This is a genomic window from Microbacterium sp. TPD7012 (assembly GCF_003075395.1).
Classification (GTDB): Bacteria; Actinomycetota; Actinomycetes; order Actinomycetales; family Microbacteriaceae; genus Microbacterium.
The window spans coordinates 1-14,935 of record NZ_QDFV01000001.1 but is presented as its reverse complement, the minus strand read 5'-3'; the positions used below and the strand labels follow the sequence as shown (position 1 = coordinate 14,935).

14 protein-coding genes are annotated in these 14,935 nt (G+C 69.6%); 5 read left to right on the top strand and 9 right to left on the bottom strand.

The window, feature by feature from the left end:
• Nucleotides 1-137 precede the first annotated feature (137 nt).
• The 3 genes from DC434_RS00070 to DC434_RS00060 all read left to right on the top strand — a co-directional run bounded on the left by DC434_RS00070 (nucleotide 138) and on the right by DC434_RS00060 (nucleotide 3,063).
• Nucleotides 138-845 (top strand): hypothetical protein, encoded by a 708-nt coding sequence (locus tag DC434_RS00070; RefSeq protein WP_116633255.1) that lies wholly within the window; start codon nucleotides 138-140, stop codon nucleotides 843-845.
• A 189-nt stretch (nucleotides 846-1,034) separates the two neighbouring features.
• Nucleotides 1,035-2,003, top strand: a complete 969-nt coding sequence (locus tag DC434_RS00065; protein WP_116633254.1) for an alpha/beta hydrolase fold domain-containing protein — start codon at nucleotides 1,035-1,037, stop codon at nucleotides 2,001-2,003.
• Between the two features lie 64 nt (nucleotides 2,004-2,067).
• Complete coding sequence (locus DC434_RS00060; RefSeq protein ID WP_116633253.1) at nucleotides 2,068-3,063, top strand: LysR family transcriptional regulator; 996 nt, start codon at nucleotides 2,068-2,070, stop codon at nucleotides 3,061-3,063.
• Nucleotides 3,064-3,203: 140 nt separating this feature from the next.
• Here the strand turns inward: DC434_RS00060 and DC434_RS00055 are convergent, their stop codons facing one another.
• From DC434_RS00055 to DC434_RS00020, 8 genes are all read right to left on the bottom strand, one after another.
• Nucleotides 3,204-4,319 carry a hypothetical protein gene (locus DC434_RS00055; protein ID WP_116633252.1) on the bottom strand — a complete coding sequence of 372 codons (1,116 nt, stop codon included), beginning with the start codon at nucleotides 4,317-4,319 and terminating at the stop codon, nucleotides 3,204-3,206.
• Complete coding sequence (locus DC434_RS00050) at nucleotides 4,313-5,077, bottom strand: hypothetical protein (RefSeq protein WP_116633251.1); 765 nt, start codon at nucleotides 5,075-5,077, stop codon at nucleotides 4,313-4,315. Before DC434_RS00050 ends, DC434_RS00055 begins: the two co-directional genes overlap by 7 nt.
• Nucleotides 5,074-6,294, bottom strand: a complete 1,221-nt coding sequence (locus DC434_RS00045) for a VWA domain-containing protein (RefSeq protein ID WP_116633250.1) — start codon at nucleotides 6,292-6,294, stop codon at nucleotides 5,074-5,076. Before DC434_RS00045 ends, DC434_RS00050 begins: the two co-directional genes overlap by 4 nt.
• Nucleotides 6,291-7,277, bottom strand: coding sequence for a VWA domain-containing protein (locus DC434_RS00040; protein WP_243408730.1), 987 nt, complete (start codon nucleotides 7,275-7,277; stop codon nucleotides 6,291-6,293). The genes DC434_RS00045 and DC434_RS00040 overlap by 4 nt, the downstream gene beginning before the upstream one ends.
• Entirely contained in the window at nucleotides 7,268-7,759 is a 492-nt protein-coding gene (locus DC434_RS00035; RefSeq protein ID WP_116633248.1) for a hypothetical protein, read from the bottom strand. Before DC434_RS00035 ends, DC434_RS00040 begins: the two co-directional genes overlap by 10 nt.
• Entirely contained in the window at nucleotides 7,746-8,633 is an 888-nt protein-coding gene (locus DC434_RS00030; protein ID WP_116633247.1) for a DUF58 domain-containing protein, read from the bottom strand. The genes DC434_RS00035 and DC434_RS00030 overlap by 14 nt, the downstream gene beginning before the upstream one ends.
• 7 nt (nucleotides 8,634-8,640) lie before the next feature.
• Nucleotides 8,641-9,606 (bottom strand): AAA family ATPase, encoded by a 966-nt coding sequence (locus DC434_RS00025; protein ID WP_116633963.1) that lies wholly within the window; start codon nucleotides 9,604-9,606, stop codon nucleotides 8,641-8,643.
• A 283-nt stretch (nucleotides 9,607-9,889) separates the two neighbouring features.
• Complete coding sequence (locus tag DC434_RS00020; protein ID WP_116633246.1) at nucleotides 9,890-10,591, bottom strand: Pr6Pr family membrane protein; 702 nt, start codon at nucleotides 10,589-10,591, stop codon at nucleotides 9,890-9,892.
• Nucleotides 10,592-10,695: 104 nt separating this feature from the next.
• Between DC434_RS00020 and DC434_RS00015 the strand changes: the two genes are divergently transcribed.
• A complete protein-coding gene (locus DC434_RS00015) occupies nucleotides 10,696-12,861 on the top strand; it encodes an adenylate/guanylate cyclase domain-containing protein (protein ID WP_165807952.1) in 2,166 nt (721 codons plus the stop codon).
• A gap of 2 nt (nucleotides 12,862-12,863) precedes the next feature.
• Entirely contained in the window at nucleotides 12,864-14,288 is a 1,425-nt protein-coding gene (locus tag DC434_RS00010; protein ID WP_116633244.1) for a mechanosensitive ion channel family protein, read from the top strand.
• 15 nt (nucleotides 14,289-14,303) lie between these two features.
• Here the strand turns inward: DC434_RS00010 and DC434_RS00005 are convergent.
• Nucleotides 14,304-14,935: EamA family transporter (locus DC434_RS00005; RefSeq protein ID WP_165807951.1), on the bottom strand; the 632-nt coding region annotated here is incomplete at its 5' end.

Genomic DNA, 14,935 nt, shown 5'->3' with positions numbered 1-14,935 from the left:
GTGTCGCGGCCCGGTACCCGGAAAACGGAGATCGGATGCCGCGGGCGCGGCGTGTCCGGACGCGACTCGCCGATACGCGCAGAGATCGTCTCTGTTTTCCGCTCGCGGGGTGCCAGAGTGTCAGGCGGAGGCATGACATGGGCGAAGCGGTGCTGTGGGGTGTGGTCGCGGCATCCCCGCTGTTCGTGGGAGCGGTGCTCGCCATGCTGCGGGTCTGGCCGCCGCGCTGGCTCGGCATCGTCCTCGGCTTCGGCGCCGGAGCGCTGATGGCCTCGATCGCCTTCGAACTCTGGGAAGAGGGGCTGGAGCGGGGCGGTGCTGTCCCGCTCGTCAGCGGAGTCGCAGCCGGGGCCCTCGCCTATTACATCGCCGCGCGCATCCTCGACGCCAGGGCGGCGAAGAAGAAGGGCGAGGCGGGAGGGGGTCAGCTCGCCGTCGGCGCCCTGCTCGACGGCATCCCCGAGCAGCTCGTGCTCGGCATCGGGCTCGCCTCCGGCGAACCCGTCAGCATCGCCCTGGTCGTCGCGATCCTCGTCTCGAACCTGCCGGAGTCGATCGGGTCGGCGGCCGACCTCCTGAAGGGCGGCATGGCGAAGAACCGCGTGCTGCTCCTCTGGGCCGGCGTCGCCGTCATCTGCGCGCTCGCCACCGTCGCGGGCTTCGGCCTCGCGACCGTGACGGGCGATGCGTTCCGCACCGCGGCGAGCGGCTTCGCCGCCGGCGCCCTCCTCGTCATGCTCGTCGACTCGATGGTGCCCGAGGCGCAGTCGAAGGCGAAGGAGTCCACGGGTCTCGCGACCGTGCTCGGCTTCGCGCTCGCCGCAGGCCTGTCGTTCGCCGGCTGACGCCACGCTCCCGTGGCAGTTCGGCAGGGTCGACGGCCCGGGCACTGTGCTCTTCTGCCACGGGAGCGCCCCGCCGGATGGCGGCCGGACGGGGCGAGATCGGGGGCGGGTGGCGGGTTACCGTGGGGGAAGACGTGAAGGATGCTGGCGGGACGCCGCCACGCAGACGGCGAGGACAAAGGAGTTCTGATGACTGACACGCTGGCTCGCCCGCCCTTCGACCCCGAGCTCGAAGCCGCACTCGCCCTGGTCGCCGACCAGATCCCGTCCACCCTCACGCCGGAGATGATCCCGCTCATGCGCCAGGCGCCGGTCAGCGGCGACGAGGAGATCTTCGCCGTGCTCGAGGCGCGGGGCTTCACGCGCCGCGACGTTCCGATCGCCGGGCACGGAGGGGACGAGATCGTCGTCTCCGTGATCGAGAAGGAGGGGCGGACGGGCACGGGACCCGGCTTCTTCCACACGCACGGTGGCGGCATGATCATCGGCAACCGGTGGCTGGGCGTCGTCGGCTTCCTCGACTGGGCAGAGCGCTTCAACGGCGTGATCGTGACCGTGGAGTACCGGCTCGCGCCGGAGTACCCCGACCCGTTCCCGGTCGAGGACTGCTACGCCGCGCTCGTGTGGACGGCGGACCACGCGGAAGACCTCGGCATCGACCTGTCGCGTCTGCTGATCGGCGGCGGCAGCGCCGGAGGAGGACTGGCGGCCGGTACGGCGCTCATCGCCCGCGACCGCAGAGGTCCGGCGCTCGTCGGGCAGCTGCTCATCTACCCCATGCTCGACGACCGCGACGAGACGGTCTCGACGCGGCAGATCGACGGCATCGGCGTCTGGGACCGCGGTTCCAACATCACCGGCTGGACCGCTCTGCTCGGTGACCGCAAGGGCGGCGCCGACGTCTCGATCTACGCCGCTCCTGCTCGCGCGACCGATCTCGCGGGCCTGCCCCCGGCGTTCATCGACTGCGGCAGCGCCGAGGTGTTCCGCGATGAGGACGTGGCCTACGCCACGCGCCTCTGGGAGGCCGGCGTCCAGGCCGAGCTGCACGTCTGGGCCGGAGGGTTCCATGGGTTCGACATGTTCGCACCGCATGCGGCCGTCGCGCAGGCGATGCTCGCCGCGCGCGACAACTGGGTGAACCGCCTGCTCTCGTGACGCCGTCCCCTACGGGGTCGCGAGTCGACCCCGTAGGGTGGAACTCCCGCGCGATGGAGCCGACATGCAAGATCTGCTGGGGCGTCTCACCGCCCTCGACCCGGACGCCAGCGAGACCCTCAAGGTCGTCACGTACTTCGATGCCCTCGTGGAGCGGTCGGTCGGCGTCGAGAGCATGCTGCGCGGTGCTGCGGTGTTGAGCGGCGCGACGGTCGGGCAACGCGACGGCCGTCAGATCATGCGTGTGCGGGCCGACGGCGTCCGCATCGATCCGATCGATCCCCGAGACGGATGGATGCTGCGCGACAGCGGACCCGACGCCGTCGTGTGGATCGAACGCGAGGGCGAGCCGCACACCAACGACGCGATGATCCTCGAGCGGCTCGCGCTCGCGCTCGGCATCATCCGCGCGCGCCGCTCGGTCGGCACGGCGAGTGCGGTCGAGCTCGCCATCAGCTCCTATGCGGGTGCCGACGAGCGGGTCGGCGCGCTGTCTCGGCTGCGGCTCGCGCCCGGACGCTTCCGCGTGATCGCCTCCCTCCCCGATCCGGCACCCGGAGCGCAGCATCCGTCCGCGGTCGTGGCGACCCGGCACGGACTCACCCGGGCGACGATCCTCCCGGAGGGGGTCGCGGTCGAGGACGCCTGGGATGACGATGACGATCTCCGACGCGGCGTCGGCACGGCAGGCACCGAGGAGCAGCTCCCCGCCTCCTGGGCCGCGGCCCTGGTGGCCGTGCGACTGACCTCGCCCGCAGAGCCCACCCTCGACGCCGCCGATCTCGGCGCGCTGCTGCTGATCGCCGAGAACGCCGATTCCGGCGCCCTGCACGCGGATGCCGCGGCGCTCGCGCACCTCGATGCCCGCAGCCTCGAACTGCTCGACGCCGTTGTCGACGAGCAGAGCGTGCGGGCGGCCGCTGTGCGTCTGGGCCGACACCACTCCAGCGTGCAGGATCGCCTCACGGCGCTCACCGAGACGCTCGGCTATGACCCGCGCACCTCTCGCGGGCATGCGCGGTTCGTCGTCGCCCGGATGCTGCTGCGCCTCGCCGACTGAGGCGTTTCGTCTCGTCGCTGCGCTCCTCGCTCAACGACCGGGCTGCGGATACTGAGGCGTTTCGTCTCGTCGCTGCGCTCCTCGCTCAACGACCGGGTTCGGTGAGCGAGCGCAGGGAGACGAGACGGTGAACGCGGGGCTCAGCCGAAGCCCGGATACTCCTCGAGCTTCTTCTCGAACTCGGCGCGGTCGGCCTCGCTGAGCACGCCGCTGGCGATCACGACGAGCTGCAGTCCTTCGAGCGGCTCCCCGGTGCGCGCGTTCTGCGCCTGGCGGGCGGTCAGGAAGCCGCCGTCGGGGTCGTTCGACAGGTCGTAGATGTTCGCGTAGAACCGCAGCGGATCGGGGTAGTTCTCGGTGTAGTACTCCCACGTGTTCTGCGTGCGCGGGTCATCGCTGCCGTAGAGCTTCGCGATCATCGCCGGGTCGATGCCCGAGTTCGTCGGGTCGTTGAACGAGTAGAGGTCCCACAGCCCGTGCTCGAGCACGACCTCGTCGATCACGGCCATGACGTCGAGCTTCTGCGCGTAGTCCTGGATCGGCTCGTTCGTCGCCCAGCCCGGGGAGGTGTACTCCACGAGCATGGATTCACCGCCGTAGCCGTTGCGCTCCGGGCGCAGGTCCTCATCGCCGACCGGCACCCAGGTGTAGCCGAACTCGGCGGTCAGCCGGGCACGGATGTCGGCGAACAGCACGTCGGCCTGTGCCCGCACCTCTTCGAGGGACTGCTGGCTCAGCGTCTGCTGCGGGTCGGTGCCTTTGATCGCGGGATACGCCTCCTCGTGCTTCTGCTCGTCGCTCTTCACGCCCTCGTAGTTGCCGGAGGCCGACGTCTGCAGGGCGCTCATGCCGCCGACCGTCGCGACGTTGAACAGGATCGTCACGATGAGCGCGATCGCGCCCAGCATCCGTCCGCGCGGGGAGAACAGGGCGGCGATGATCACCGCGACGACCACCAGCTGCAGAGCCAGCATCGTCACGCCGTAGAGGATGTCGGTGCCGCCGGCGACGAGCGTGCCGAGGAGGATCAGCGCGAACAGGACGGATGCCGCCAGAGCGATCCAGCCGAGGGCGTTCGCCGGCTTCTTCTCCACGTCGAGCGTCGCGGTGTCTCCGGGAGTCGGCGGCAGCGGCGCACCGGCTGCGGGTGCCTGCTGGCGACGCGCACCCCGGTAGCCTCCGGGCGGAGGGACGGGAGGCGCGCCCTCGGTTCCGGCGATGTACCGTGCCCGCTGCTTCTCGTGGTCCATCACCATGGCTTGTCCGTTCCCGAGCTGCCGGGGTCGTCCTTCTGCTGCTGATCGCGCTCCTGCGTGCCCTGCTCGAGCTTGTCCTGCAGGTCCTCCAGCTTGTCCTCGGACGGCTGCGGCTCCTGGTCCTCGGGCTGCGGCTCCTGGGGCTGGGGCTCCTGCTCCTGTTCCTGCTGCTTCTGCTTGAGCCGCTCCTCGGTGCCGTCGAGGGCGTCCGACATGTCGCGCTCCGGATCGGAGGACTGCTGCTGCGCCTCGTCGCTTCGGCATTCCTCGGGCGTCTCGACGGTGATCGTCAGCGCCTCGCCGTACAGCTGCGCCGCCGTCGCGCCGTCGCCGCCGGCGCGGGCCGTATCGCCCATGCGCTCCACGACCAGGGCCAGGTTGATGCGCACGCCGCACACCTCGAGACCGTGCGCGAGTTCCAGGGCCTCCTCGAGCTTCGCCCTCGCCTCGGGCAGCTGCTCGGCTGCGCCGAGCGCCGTGCCGACGTTGAAGGGCGCCTTGTACGGCTCGAACCAGTTCAGGAACTCCTGCCCGCGGGCCGACGCCTCGGAACCGGCGTAGTCGTCGACCACGTAGGCGGTCACCGCCTGATGGGCGAAGGCGTACATGCTCAGCAGCTTGCCGACGAAGAACAGCGCGGCGAGTGTGAGAGGGAGGGTCCCGATCGCGACCCAGCGGCGGATGCTGCGCCGTCGGCGGTTCGATCGCAGCAGGGCTGCGGCGGCCTGGGCCCCTGAGCTCGTCGAAGGGTCGGTCACGAGGCACCCCCTTCGCCGGTCGTCGAGCGTCCTTCGTCTCGTCGCTGCGCTCCTCGCTCAGGAACCGCGGAGCGAGACGACACGCGCTCAGGAACCGCGGAGCGAGCGCCCTTCGTCTCGCTGCGCTCGCTCAGGGACCGATCGGTACGGGGCGACCGCAGCTGACGGAGTCGCGCGATGAGCAGCGTCGCGCGGGTCAGCTCGACGCCGAGGAGGACGATGATCACCAGTGCGGCGATCCAGTAGAGCTCCGTGACGTTGCCGACCTCGCCGGACTCGGCGTAGCTCGTCGTGGTCGAGGGGGCCTCGGGCAGCGTCGGCGCGGCATCCGCCGTCCTGTGCTGGTAGTCGACGCCGAGCTGCTCGGCGACCGCCTCGAGGTTCTGCTCGTCGATGACCGAGAGCGCGTTCTCGCCCTGATACTCGATGTACCCCTCGTCGGCGTCCACGCCTCCGCCCGTGATGCGCATGGGGCCGCCCTCGGCCGTACCGTAGCCGAACACGCCGCCGGCGTCGGTGTACTTCGCGCTGCCGCTGAACGGCTCGGGGGGCGTATCGACCGTCTGCTCGCCGTCGCCGAAGTAGAACACCATGCGCGAGCGGTCCGGGGAGGCTTCGGCGGCCGAGGCGAGCGTCTCGGAGACCAGCGGCGCGGAGATGCCGATCGAGCTGCCGCGCGACTGGCTGGTCACCTCGGGGCGCAGCACTTCGAGCGACCCCATCAGCGCGGTGGTGTCGGTGGTCAACGGCATCCGCAGTTCCGCCGCCGCATCGGAGGTGATGAGGGCGAACCGCGCGCCGGGGTATTCCTCGACGATCGCGCGGACGTCTTCACGGACGCCGTCGAGCCGGGGCTCGCCGTCGCCCCAGTCCTCCGCCACGATGCTCGCGGTGGTGTCGACGACGAGCACGATGTCGGTGTCGGTCGCGAGCGTCTGGGTCGCACCGCCGGGGATGCCGGGGCGCAGCAGCATCACGAAGCACGCGAGCAAAAGGAGAAGACGCAGCGCCCACAGGGCGCGCTGCTGAGCGCGCGAGCGGGACTGCGCCCGAGACGCTTCGACAGGCTCAGCGACCCCTTCCCCTGCCCCCTGCTTCTGCGGGGTTCCTGAGCTCGTCGAAGTTCCTCCGCGCGCGGTCAGCCAGACGGCGAGGGCGATCACGGGCACGAACAGCAGCACGAGCAGCAGCGGATGGAGGACGGGCTGGAAGATCACAGTCTCACCCTCCACAGCACCACGGCGAACGAGAGCAGCGTGATCGACAGCACCACGATCCAGAGATTCGGACTGTCGGTCCAGACGACCTGGGCCTCGCCGCGCAGCTCGGTCGCCTCCTGCTCCTGCACCTCGGTCACGATGTCGGACACGGTCGTCGTGTCGCGCAGGCCGTAGGCGGCGCCCCCGGTCGTCTCGGCCGCGGCGGCGAGCTCGGCGCTCACCTCGGCATCCTTGCCCTGCACCGGATTCAGGGCGAACACGCGCACGCCCTTGGCCTTGGCGTAGCCGGCCGCCTCCTCGAGCGTCACGATCGAGGCGCCGTTGATCTCGTTGTCGGTGGCGAAGATGACCGAGCGCGACCGCTCGTCGTCGGGGCGGTCGAAGCCCATCGTGCACGCGGCGAGACCGTCGCCGATCAGTGAGGCACCGTCGCCGTTGAGGGTTCCGACCCAGTGCTCGGGGATCTGATCGACGTAGTCGAAGCTCTCCTTGATGCTCGCGAGGTGCTCGCGGATGAAGTCGTAGTCGTCGGTGAGTGGGAAGATCTGCACGGGAGAGCTGTTGAAGATCGTCAGGCCGATCCGTTCGCCCTCGAAGTCCTCGAGCAGCTCTTCGAACACGCTCAGCACCTCGACGTCGACCTCGGTCATCGAGCCTGACACGTCGAGGCACAGCATGATGTCGCGGCTGGTGTTCACCGGCTGGATGGTCTGCGACGACATCGGCCGGGCGGCCACCACACCGGCCGCGACCGTCGCCACCGTGCCGAGCACGAGGATGCCGGACAGCGCGAGCACCCGCCGGCTCAGCGCCTGGCGGAACGACGGCAGCGCGCGCAGACGCTCGGCACGGGCGACCCGCGCCCGTTCGCCGGCTTCACCGCGTCCGGCGCGGCGCAGGCCCAGCGCGAGCCCGATGCCGAGTGCGACCAGCACGACCGCGAGGGCGACGATGATCATCCAGAAGGTGGCTAGTGCCATGTGCGCACCACCGTCCGCGCCGCTTCGGCACCCGCGATCGGGTCGATCGCCGGTCCCTGACGGAAGATGCTCGGGTAGTAGTGCCGACCCATCGCATCGATGAGTGCGGGATGCACCCCGCGGGCCTTGAGGTCGTCGAGCGCGAGCACGGGTGCTTCGAGGCCGCTGTACTCGTTCACGAACGTGCGCACGACCCTGCTCAACTCGAAGTTCGCGTTCCGCGCGGAGAGCTTCCGCTCCCGGTAGTCGGTCTCGACCATCTGGATGCGGTCGAGGTACTCCGTGCGCAGCTGCGAGAGCACGTCGACCGTGAGCAGGGTCGGTCCCTGCGGCTCTCCGGCGGTGGAGAGGACGCGCCGGGGACGGGTGAGCACGATCAGCAGCCATGCGCCGAGCACCAGCAGGATCAGGATGCCGATGGCGAGCAGCATCCATCCCCAGCCGTACTGCGCCGGCGGGTAGAGCTCGTCAGATCCCGGCATGAGACCTCCGGTTCAGCAGCTGCAGCAGCTGCGAGACCGCGTCGTCCTGCCCGTCGAGTGCGGCATGGCTGATCTCCATGCGCTTCAGGGTCTCGGCGAGACGCGCGGCATCCGCCTCGGTCTGCGCCGTGAGCTCGCGGACGATGCCGAGGTCGCCCTGCACGAAGTCCGGAACGTCCCACCGGCTGTCGACGTCGCTGCGGATGGTGCGCGTCGTGTGGTCGAGCACGGGGTCGGCGTCACGCACCGTGAGCCACAGCACGTCGTGCTGCACGCGCAGTCGTCGCAGCATCCGCTCGGTCTCGTCGGTGATCGGCGCCTCGTCGGTGATCACGACGACGATCATGCGGCGGGAGATCGTTCGCGTGACGTATGACAGCAGGGCGTCGCGATCGCTCGGGGCGGTGCTCTCGTCGATGGCCCTGTCGATCGTGCGCAGGGCGTGCTCGAGTGCGCCCTCGCTGCGGCCGGGAGCGCGACGGCGCACACGCTCCGCATCGCCGTAGACCGTCGTGAAGTCGTCGCCGTGGCGCAAGGCGAGCACGCCCAGAACGCCGGTCGCGAGGATCGCCAGATCCTTCTTGGACTTCTCGTCGTGGGCGAGCGCGGCCATCGAGCGCCCGGTGTCGACCACGAACATGATCGTGTGCATGCGCATCGCGCGATGACGCTTGACCAGCGGAGTGCCCAGCCGCGCGGTCGCACGCCAGTCGATGTCGCGCACCTGATCGCCGTACTCGTACTTGCGCAGATCCTCGAAGTCGAGACTGCGCCCGTGCAGCAGCGACGCGTACGCGCCGTCGAGCGCGTGCAGCGACTTGCGCGACGAGTGGATGAAGAGCTTGCTCTTCACCTGCGTGATCAGGCTGGGCATGGGCGGGTCAGGGAGTCGGAACGGCCGCGAAGATCTCGTCGATGATCTCCTCGCTGCGGATGCCCTCGGCGTCGGCCTCGAAGGTGAGGAGCAGGCGGTGGCGCAGCACCAGGTGACGAAGGGCGCGGATGTCCTCGGGCAGCACGTGCGCGCGGCCGTTCAGCAGCGCCAGCGCGCGCGAAGCCTGCAGGAAGGCGATGCTCGCACGCGGGCTGGCCCCGTACTTGATGAGGCGTGCGCGCTCCTCGCCGATGTACGGCGCGGGGTTCCGGGTCACATAGGCGATCGAGACGATGTAGTTGCGGATGGCCGGGTCGACATAGACGCGGCTCGCGACGTCCTGCAGCAGGTCCACGTCGTCGAGGCTCACCGAGCTGGTCACGTGCCGGTCGGGGTCGAGCACGCCCGAGTCGATGCGGCTGAGGATCTCGAACTCCTCCGCCGGGCTCGGGTACTCGACGATCTCCTTGAGCAGGAAGCGGTCCATCTGCGCCTCGGGCAGCTCGTAGGTGCCCTCCTGCTCGATCGGGTTCTGCGTCGCGATCACGAGGAACGGCTTCGGGAGGTGATGGATCTCGCCGCCGATCGTCGTCTGGTGCTCCTGCATCGCCTCGAGCATCGCGCTCTGGGTCTTCGCGCTCGAGCGGTTGATCTCGTCGAGCAGCACGAAGTTCGCGTGCACAGGACCGAGCACCGTGCGGAACGAGCCGGTCGCCGACTCGTAGATCTGGCTGCCGGTGATGTCGCTGGGCAACAGGTCGGGCGTGCACTGGATGCGCTTGAACTGGGCCTTGACGGTGTCGGCGAGCGTGCTGGCCGCCGTGGTCTTGGCGAGTCCCGGCACGCTCTCGAGCAGGATGTGGCCGCCGGCGATGAGCGAGACGAGCAGGCTCATCCGCAGGCGGTCCTGGCCGACCATCTTCGCGGAGTACGAGTCCGAGATGACCGTGAGGACGGCGGCGGCGCGCGACATCTCTGCGTCGGTGGGGGCGCCCTGGTTCTTCGAGCCGGACACGCCCGCCGTCGTGGACGCCGACGCCCGGGTCTCTGAGCCTCCGCCCTGGGTCCCTGAGCCTGTCGAAGGGGCGGGAGGAGGAGGCGGGGGCGGCGGCGCAGAGCTGGCCTGCGGGTCCGGCGTGTAGGGCTCGTTCATGTGGTGGCTCCCTCAGTCACACGGGGACCACACGTCACGGCCATCCCCCGCGCACCAGCGTAATCGCATCCGGGCCGGAGTCCGGCGGGCAGGGGTGCCCGGGTCAGGCGGCGACGGCCGGTCGTGTGCCGCGCTTGCGGCCGATCCAGACCACTCCCGCGGCCGCACCGATGATGATCGCGGCGATGAGGAGCACGTAGAGGGTGACGGCGCCGTAGCCGCCCGGCTGGTGCGGGTCGAGGAACGGGTACGGGTACCAGTACGGGTTCCCGGTCGCCGGGGCGATCACCAGGTTCGCGCGGATCAGCGTGTAGACGACCCACACGATCGGGAAGATCGCCGCGATCCCCACGGCGCCCCAGCCGAGCGCGCGCCGGCGCGGCGCGACCAGCACGTCGATCAGCATGATGATCGGGACGAAGACGTGGAGCACCTCGTTGGACCAGGGGACCGTGGCGCCCTGGGGCAGGGGGATGCCGCGGAGCAGGGTGTTGTAGACGACGCCGGTCACGATCATGTATGTGCTGGCGCAGACGAGCAGCACCGCGAGCCACCGCGGTTCGACCAGCGTGCGGTCCTTCTGGCGCAGAGCCCAGATCCCGCCGCTCGCGAGGGCGACGGCCGCCAGCACATTGGACTCGATCGTGAAGAAGCTGAAGAAGTTCGCGATCACGGTCGGCATGTGCTGCCCGTACTCGGTCTCGGCGCTTCGGGCGACGTCGATCGATCGTACGAGCTGCGCCACGATCGCCGCGACGGCGAGAACGGATGCTGCGAGTCGTGCGTAGGGCCACCAGGTCGTCATGTTCGCCTCCGCCGGTCACTGTAGCGGAACCCGTGTGTAGACCGTCGTACCGGAATATCGATAGTGTCTGACCGGGGACGCGCACGATGCACGGCGGAGGGCGCATGAGCGAGAGCGGGACCGGTACGAGCAGCGCGGACGGCGCGACGAGAGTGCGCCGACTCCGCGGCGGAGGCGGACTCAGCATCCAGTCCAAGCTGCTGATCATGCTGCTCGCCGTGAGCCTGGTCTCCTCGGTCGTCGTCGGGGCGATCGGCTTCATCAACGGGCGGCAGTCCCTGCACGACGCGGCCGTCGACCAGCTCATCACGATCCGCTCGATGAGAGCGGTCGAGATCACCGAGGCGATCGACGACGTCAAGCGCGAAGCCTCTCTGCAGTCCCGCAACCTCAGTGCGCAGACGCTCTCGAACACGATGAACGCCGCGTGGGACGACCTGCAGCAGCAGGAGATCTCCGCCGAGCAGTCCGCGCAGCTCGAGGCGTACTACGCCGACACCTTCATCCCGGAGCTCGAAGCCCGCGCCGGCGAGCAGTACGGAGACGAGGCGTTCATCCCGGAATCGAGCGCCGGCCGCTACCTGCAGCTGCAGTACACGACGAAGAACCAGGACTTCGACGCCGACTACGACGAGCTGCTCGTCGGCAACGACAGCGGTGACGGCACGAGCTATTCGGCCGGGGCCGAGCGCTACGGCGACTACTTCACGCGGCTGGTCCAGCAGGCCGGCTACGAGGACGCGCTGCTGCTGAACCTCGACGGCGACGTCGTGTTCTCCGCCTACAAGGGCATCGAGCTGGGCACCAACCTGAACACCGGGCCGTATCGCGACACGGCCTTCGCGCAGACGTACCGGGACACGATCGCGACCAACTCGGTCGACGCGATCGGCATGACCGACTTCGAGCGCTGGATCCCCTCGCTGAACATCCCCACGATGTGGGTCATCTCCCCGGTCGGCAACGACAGCGGCATCACGGGGGCGATGGCCCTCCAGGTGCCGGTCGACACGATCAACGACGTGATGACCGGCTCGGAAGGATGGAAGGCGCAGGGTCTCGGCGACACGGGCGAGGTCTACCTGGTGGGACGCGACGATCTGATGCGCAGCACCTCGCGACGCCTGGTGGAAGACCCAGAGGAGTACGTGAAGCGGCTGATCACAGGAGGCATCGCGCCCACGATCGCGAATCGCATCGGTGAGATCAAGGGGACCGTGCTCCTGCAGCCGGTCGACACGTTCGCGGTGGCCGAGGCGCAGGCCGGACGCAGCGGCACCGTCGTCGGCCGCGACTACATCGGCGGCGACAGCGTCACCGCGTACGCGCCCCTGGAGATCGAAGGACTCGACTGGGTGATCATCGCGCGCATCGACACCGCGGAGGCGTTCGAGCCGGTCAACGACTTCACGCGCAACGTGCTGTTGTCGCTGCTCGGCATCATGCTCGGCGTCTCCCTGCTCTCGCTGCTGCTCGCCCAGGTGTTCACGCGTCCGATCCATCGGCTGGTGGGCGCCGTGCATCGGGTCGCGGAGGGCGATCTCGACGTGCAGGTGCCGCAGGGGTCTCGTGACGAGTTCGGCGACCTCGGCAGCGCGTTCAACGACATGGCGTCGAGCCTGCGGATCAAGCAGGAGCTGATCGACGAGCAGCAGAAGGAGAACGAGAAGCTGCTGCACACCCTCATGCCCGAGAGCGTCGCGACCAAGTACAAGCAGGGTGACGAGGCCATCACCGAGGCGCACGAGAACGTGTCGGTGGTCTTCGCCGAGCTGGTCGGATTCGACGACGCCGTGCGCGGCAAGAGCGCGGAGGAGGAGATCGGACTCCTGAACACGCTCATGCGCGGGTTCGACGAGGCGGCGGAGAAGGCCGGTGTCGAGAAGGTGCGCACGCTGCGCGGCGGGTACCTGGCGTCGTCCGGACTGATCGTGCCGCGTGTGGACAACATCCGCCGCAGCGTCGAGTTCGCCCGCAATCTGCTCGGGGTGCTCGAGCGGTTCAACTCCCAGCACGGCACCCAGATCGGGCTGCGGGCCGGCGTCGACGCCGGCACCGTGACCAGCGGTCTCGTCGCGCGCACGAGCCTCGCCTACGACCTGTGGGGCGACGCCGTGAACCTGGCGTACCGGGTCCGGTCGGTCACGGGCGAGCCCGGGATCTACGTGAGCCAGAACGTGCGCGACCGCACGCAGGAGCTCGTGACCTACGTCGAGGCGGGGACGGTGGAGACCCAGGGCCGGACCGAGACCGTCTGGAAGGTGGTCTGATCGTGGCCGACGCGTTCGAGGACGGCTGGGCCTGGTGGGTCATCGGCCTCGCCGTCGGCGTGCCGGTGCTCCTCGTCGTGCTCACCGAGATCATCGGGACCCTGACGCGTCGAGGGAATCCGGTGGCAAAGCCGCTGCGGATGCTGCGCAACGGGGTCATCCCGGTCGGCGCGCTGTTCGGGCTCCTGGCCTTCGCGATCCAGTCGCCCGCCGATCAGGTGTGGACGCGTGTCGTCGCGACGGTGTTTGGCTTCCTCGTCATCCTGCTCGTGCTCTCGGCCTTCAACGTGGCGCTGTTCGCCAACGCGGAGAAGGACTCGTGGCGCGGCCGCATCCCCACGATCTTCGTGGAGATCGCCCGGCTGATCCTGGTGGGCGTCGGGCTCGCCCTCCTGTTCTCCTGGGTGTGGGATGCCGATGTCGGCGGCCTCTTCACCGCTCTCGGCGTCGGGTCGATCGTGATCGGCCTCGCCCTGCAGAACGCCGTGGGCGGCGTGATCTCGGGGCTCCTGCTGCTCTTCGAGCAGCCGTTCAAGATCGGCGACTGGCTGGATGCGGCGGGGGTGAAGGGCCGGGTCGTCGAGGTGAACTGGCGTGCCGTGCACATCGAGACCGGCGGCGGCATCCAGATCGTCCCGAACTCGTCGCTCTCCGGTGCCTCGTTCACGAACATGAGCGAGCCGGAGGGGCCGTACTCGGCCGAGACGCCGGTGAAGTTCTCGACCGACGATCCGCCGCACGAGGTCATGACGCTGCTGGTCGCGATCGCGGATGCCCTGCCGATGAAGCTCCCGCGAGAGCGCGCGACCGTGCACTACTCGGGTGCCGGTGCGTACGCCGTCTCGATCCCGGTCGCCGGGCCCGCCGACGCGTCACGCGCTCTCTCGATGTACCTCTCCTGGCTCTGGTACGCCGCGCGTCGCCGCGGCTTCGCGCTCGACGGGGACGCGACCGATCCGCTCGCCGAACCGCAGCGGCTCGTCGAGGCGATGACCGCGATCGCGCCCACGCTGCATCTTCGCGATGACGACATCGAGGCGGTGACGGCGGGTGCGCGCCTGGAGCGCTACGGCGTCGGCGAGACCGTCCTCGCCAGTGGGATCGTCCCCGACGAGGTGCGTGTGGTGGTCTCGGGCCGGGCGGTGCTCGCGATCGAGGCCGACGGCGGCCGCATCGAGTTCGCCGGCGCCGAGAAGGGTGACATCGTCGGGCACACCGCCCTCACCCGCGAGCGCACCCAGGCGGTCACGATCGCCGGCGAGGTCCTCACGGTCGTGGTGCTGCCGCTGTCGACGGTCGACGCACTGATCCAGAGCCGCCCGCGGCTGGCGGGCGAGATCGGCGAGGCGCTCGAGCTGAAGCGCACGCTGGCGGCCGCCCGGCTCGCCGAGCTCGGCATCGCGCGGAACGTGATCGGCGAACGCTGAGCCGCGTCGGAGGCGCTATCGGTCGCGGCGCCCCCAGCGCATGCGCGTGACGAGCACACCGAGGAGGCACAGCGCTCCACCGAGGAACATCAGCGGCGTCGGCACCTCGCCGAGGATCGCCCACGACATGAGGATCGCGATCGCCGGCACCACGTAGGTGGTCGCCGACGTCTGTCCCGCGGTGCTGCGCTGCAGCACATAGGCCCAGGTGGTGAAGGCGATCGCCGTGGGGAAGATGCCGAGATAGACGACCCACAGCGTCGCATCGAGCGGTGCGGTCTGCAGGGCGCCGATGAGGCTGCCTGTCCACGGCAGCAGCGCGATCGTCCCGGCCGCGGCGCCGAGCCAGGTCAGCGTCGTCGCATCGGTGCCCGCGGTGAGAAGGCGCTTCTGCAGGAGCGTGCATCCGGCGTACATCACCGCGGCCAGGAGGGCGAGGAGCAGCCCGGTGATGTCGGGTCCTTCGCTCGTGGACGAGTTCATGCCGATCAGCACGACGCCGAGGAAGGCGATCGGGGCCCCGATCACCAGGGGCTTCGGGAAGCCCTCGCGGAGGAACAGTCCGCTGAAGACGACGACCATCAGCGGGGCGAGGTTCACCACCATCGCGGCGGTGCCGGCCTCGGCGAGGTAGCGCACCGTGTCGG

Bases quoted from the DNA above. Each gene is read 5' to 3' on its own strand.
- DC434_RS00070 (WP_116633255.1), top strand. From the start codon at position 138: ATGGGCGAAGCGGTGCTGTGGGGTGTGGTCGCGGCATCCCCGCTGTTC.
- DC434_RS00020 (WP_116633246.1), bottom strand. From the start codon at position 10,591: ATGACGACCTGGTGGCCCTACGCACGACTCGCAGCATCCGTTCTCGCC.
- DC434_RS00015 (WP_165807952.1), top strand. From the start codon at position 10,696: ATGAGCGAGAGCGGGACCGGTACGAGCAGCGCGGACGGCGCGACGAGA.
- DC434_RS00040 (WP_243408730.1), bottom strand. From the start codon at position 7,277: ATGGCACTAGCCACCTTCTGGATGATCATCGTCGCCCTCGCGGTCGTG.
- DC434_RS00060 (WP_116633253.1), top strand. From the start codon at position 2,068: ATGCAAGATCTGCTGGGGCGTCTCACCGCCCTCGACCCGGACGCCAGC.
- DC434_RS00025 (WP_116633963.1), bottom strand. From the start codon at position 9,606: ATGTCGCGCGCCGCCGCCGTCCTCACGGTCATCTCGGACTCGTACTCC.
- DC434_RS00065 (WP_116633254.1), top strand. From the start codon at position 1,035: ATGACTGACACGCTGGCTCGCCCGCCCTTCGACCCCGAGCTCGAAGCC.
- DC434_RS00035 (WP_116633248.1), bottom strand. From the start codon at position 7,759: ATGCCGGGATCTGACGAGCTCTACCCGCCGGCGCAGTACGGCTGGGGA.
- DC434_RS00030 (WP_116633247.1), bottom strand. From the start codon at position 8,633: ATGCCCAGCCTGATCACGCAGGTGAAGAGCAAGCTCTTCATCCACTCG.
- DC434_RS00055 (WP_116633252.1), bottom strand. From the start codon at position 4,319: ATGGTGATGGACCACGAGAAGCAGCGGGCACGGTACATCGCCGGAACC.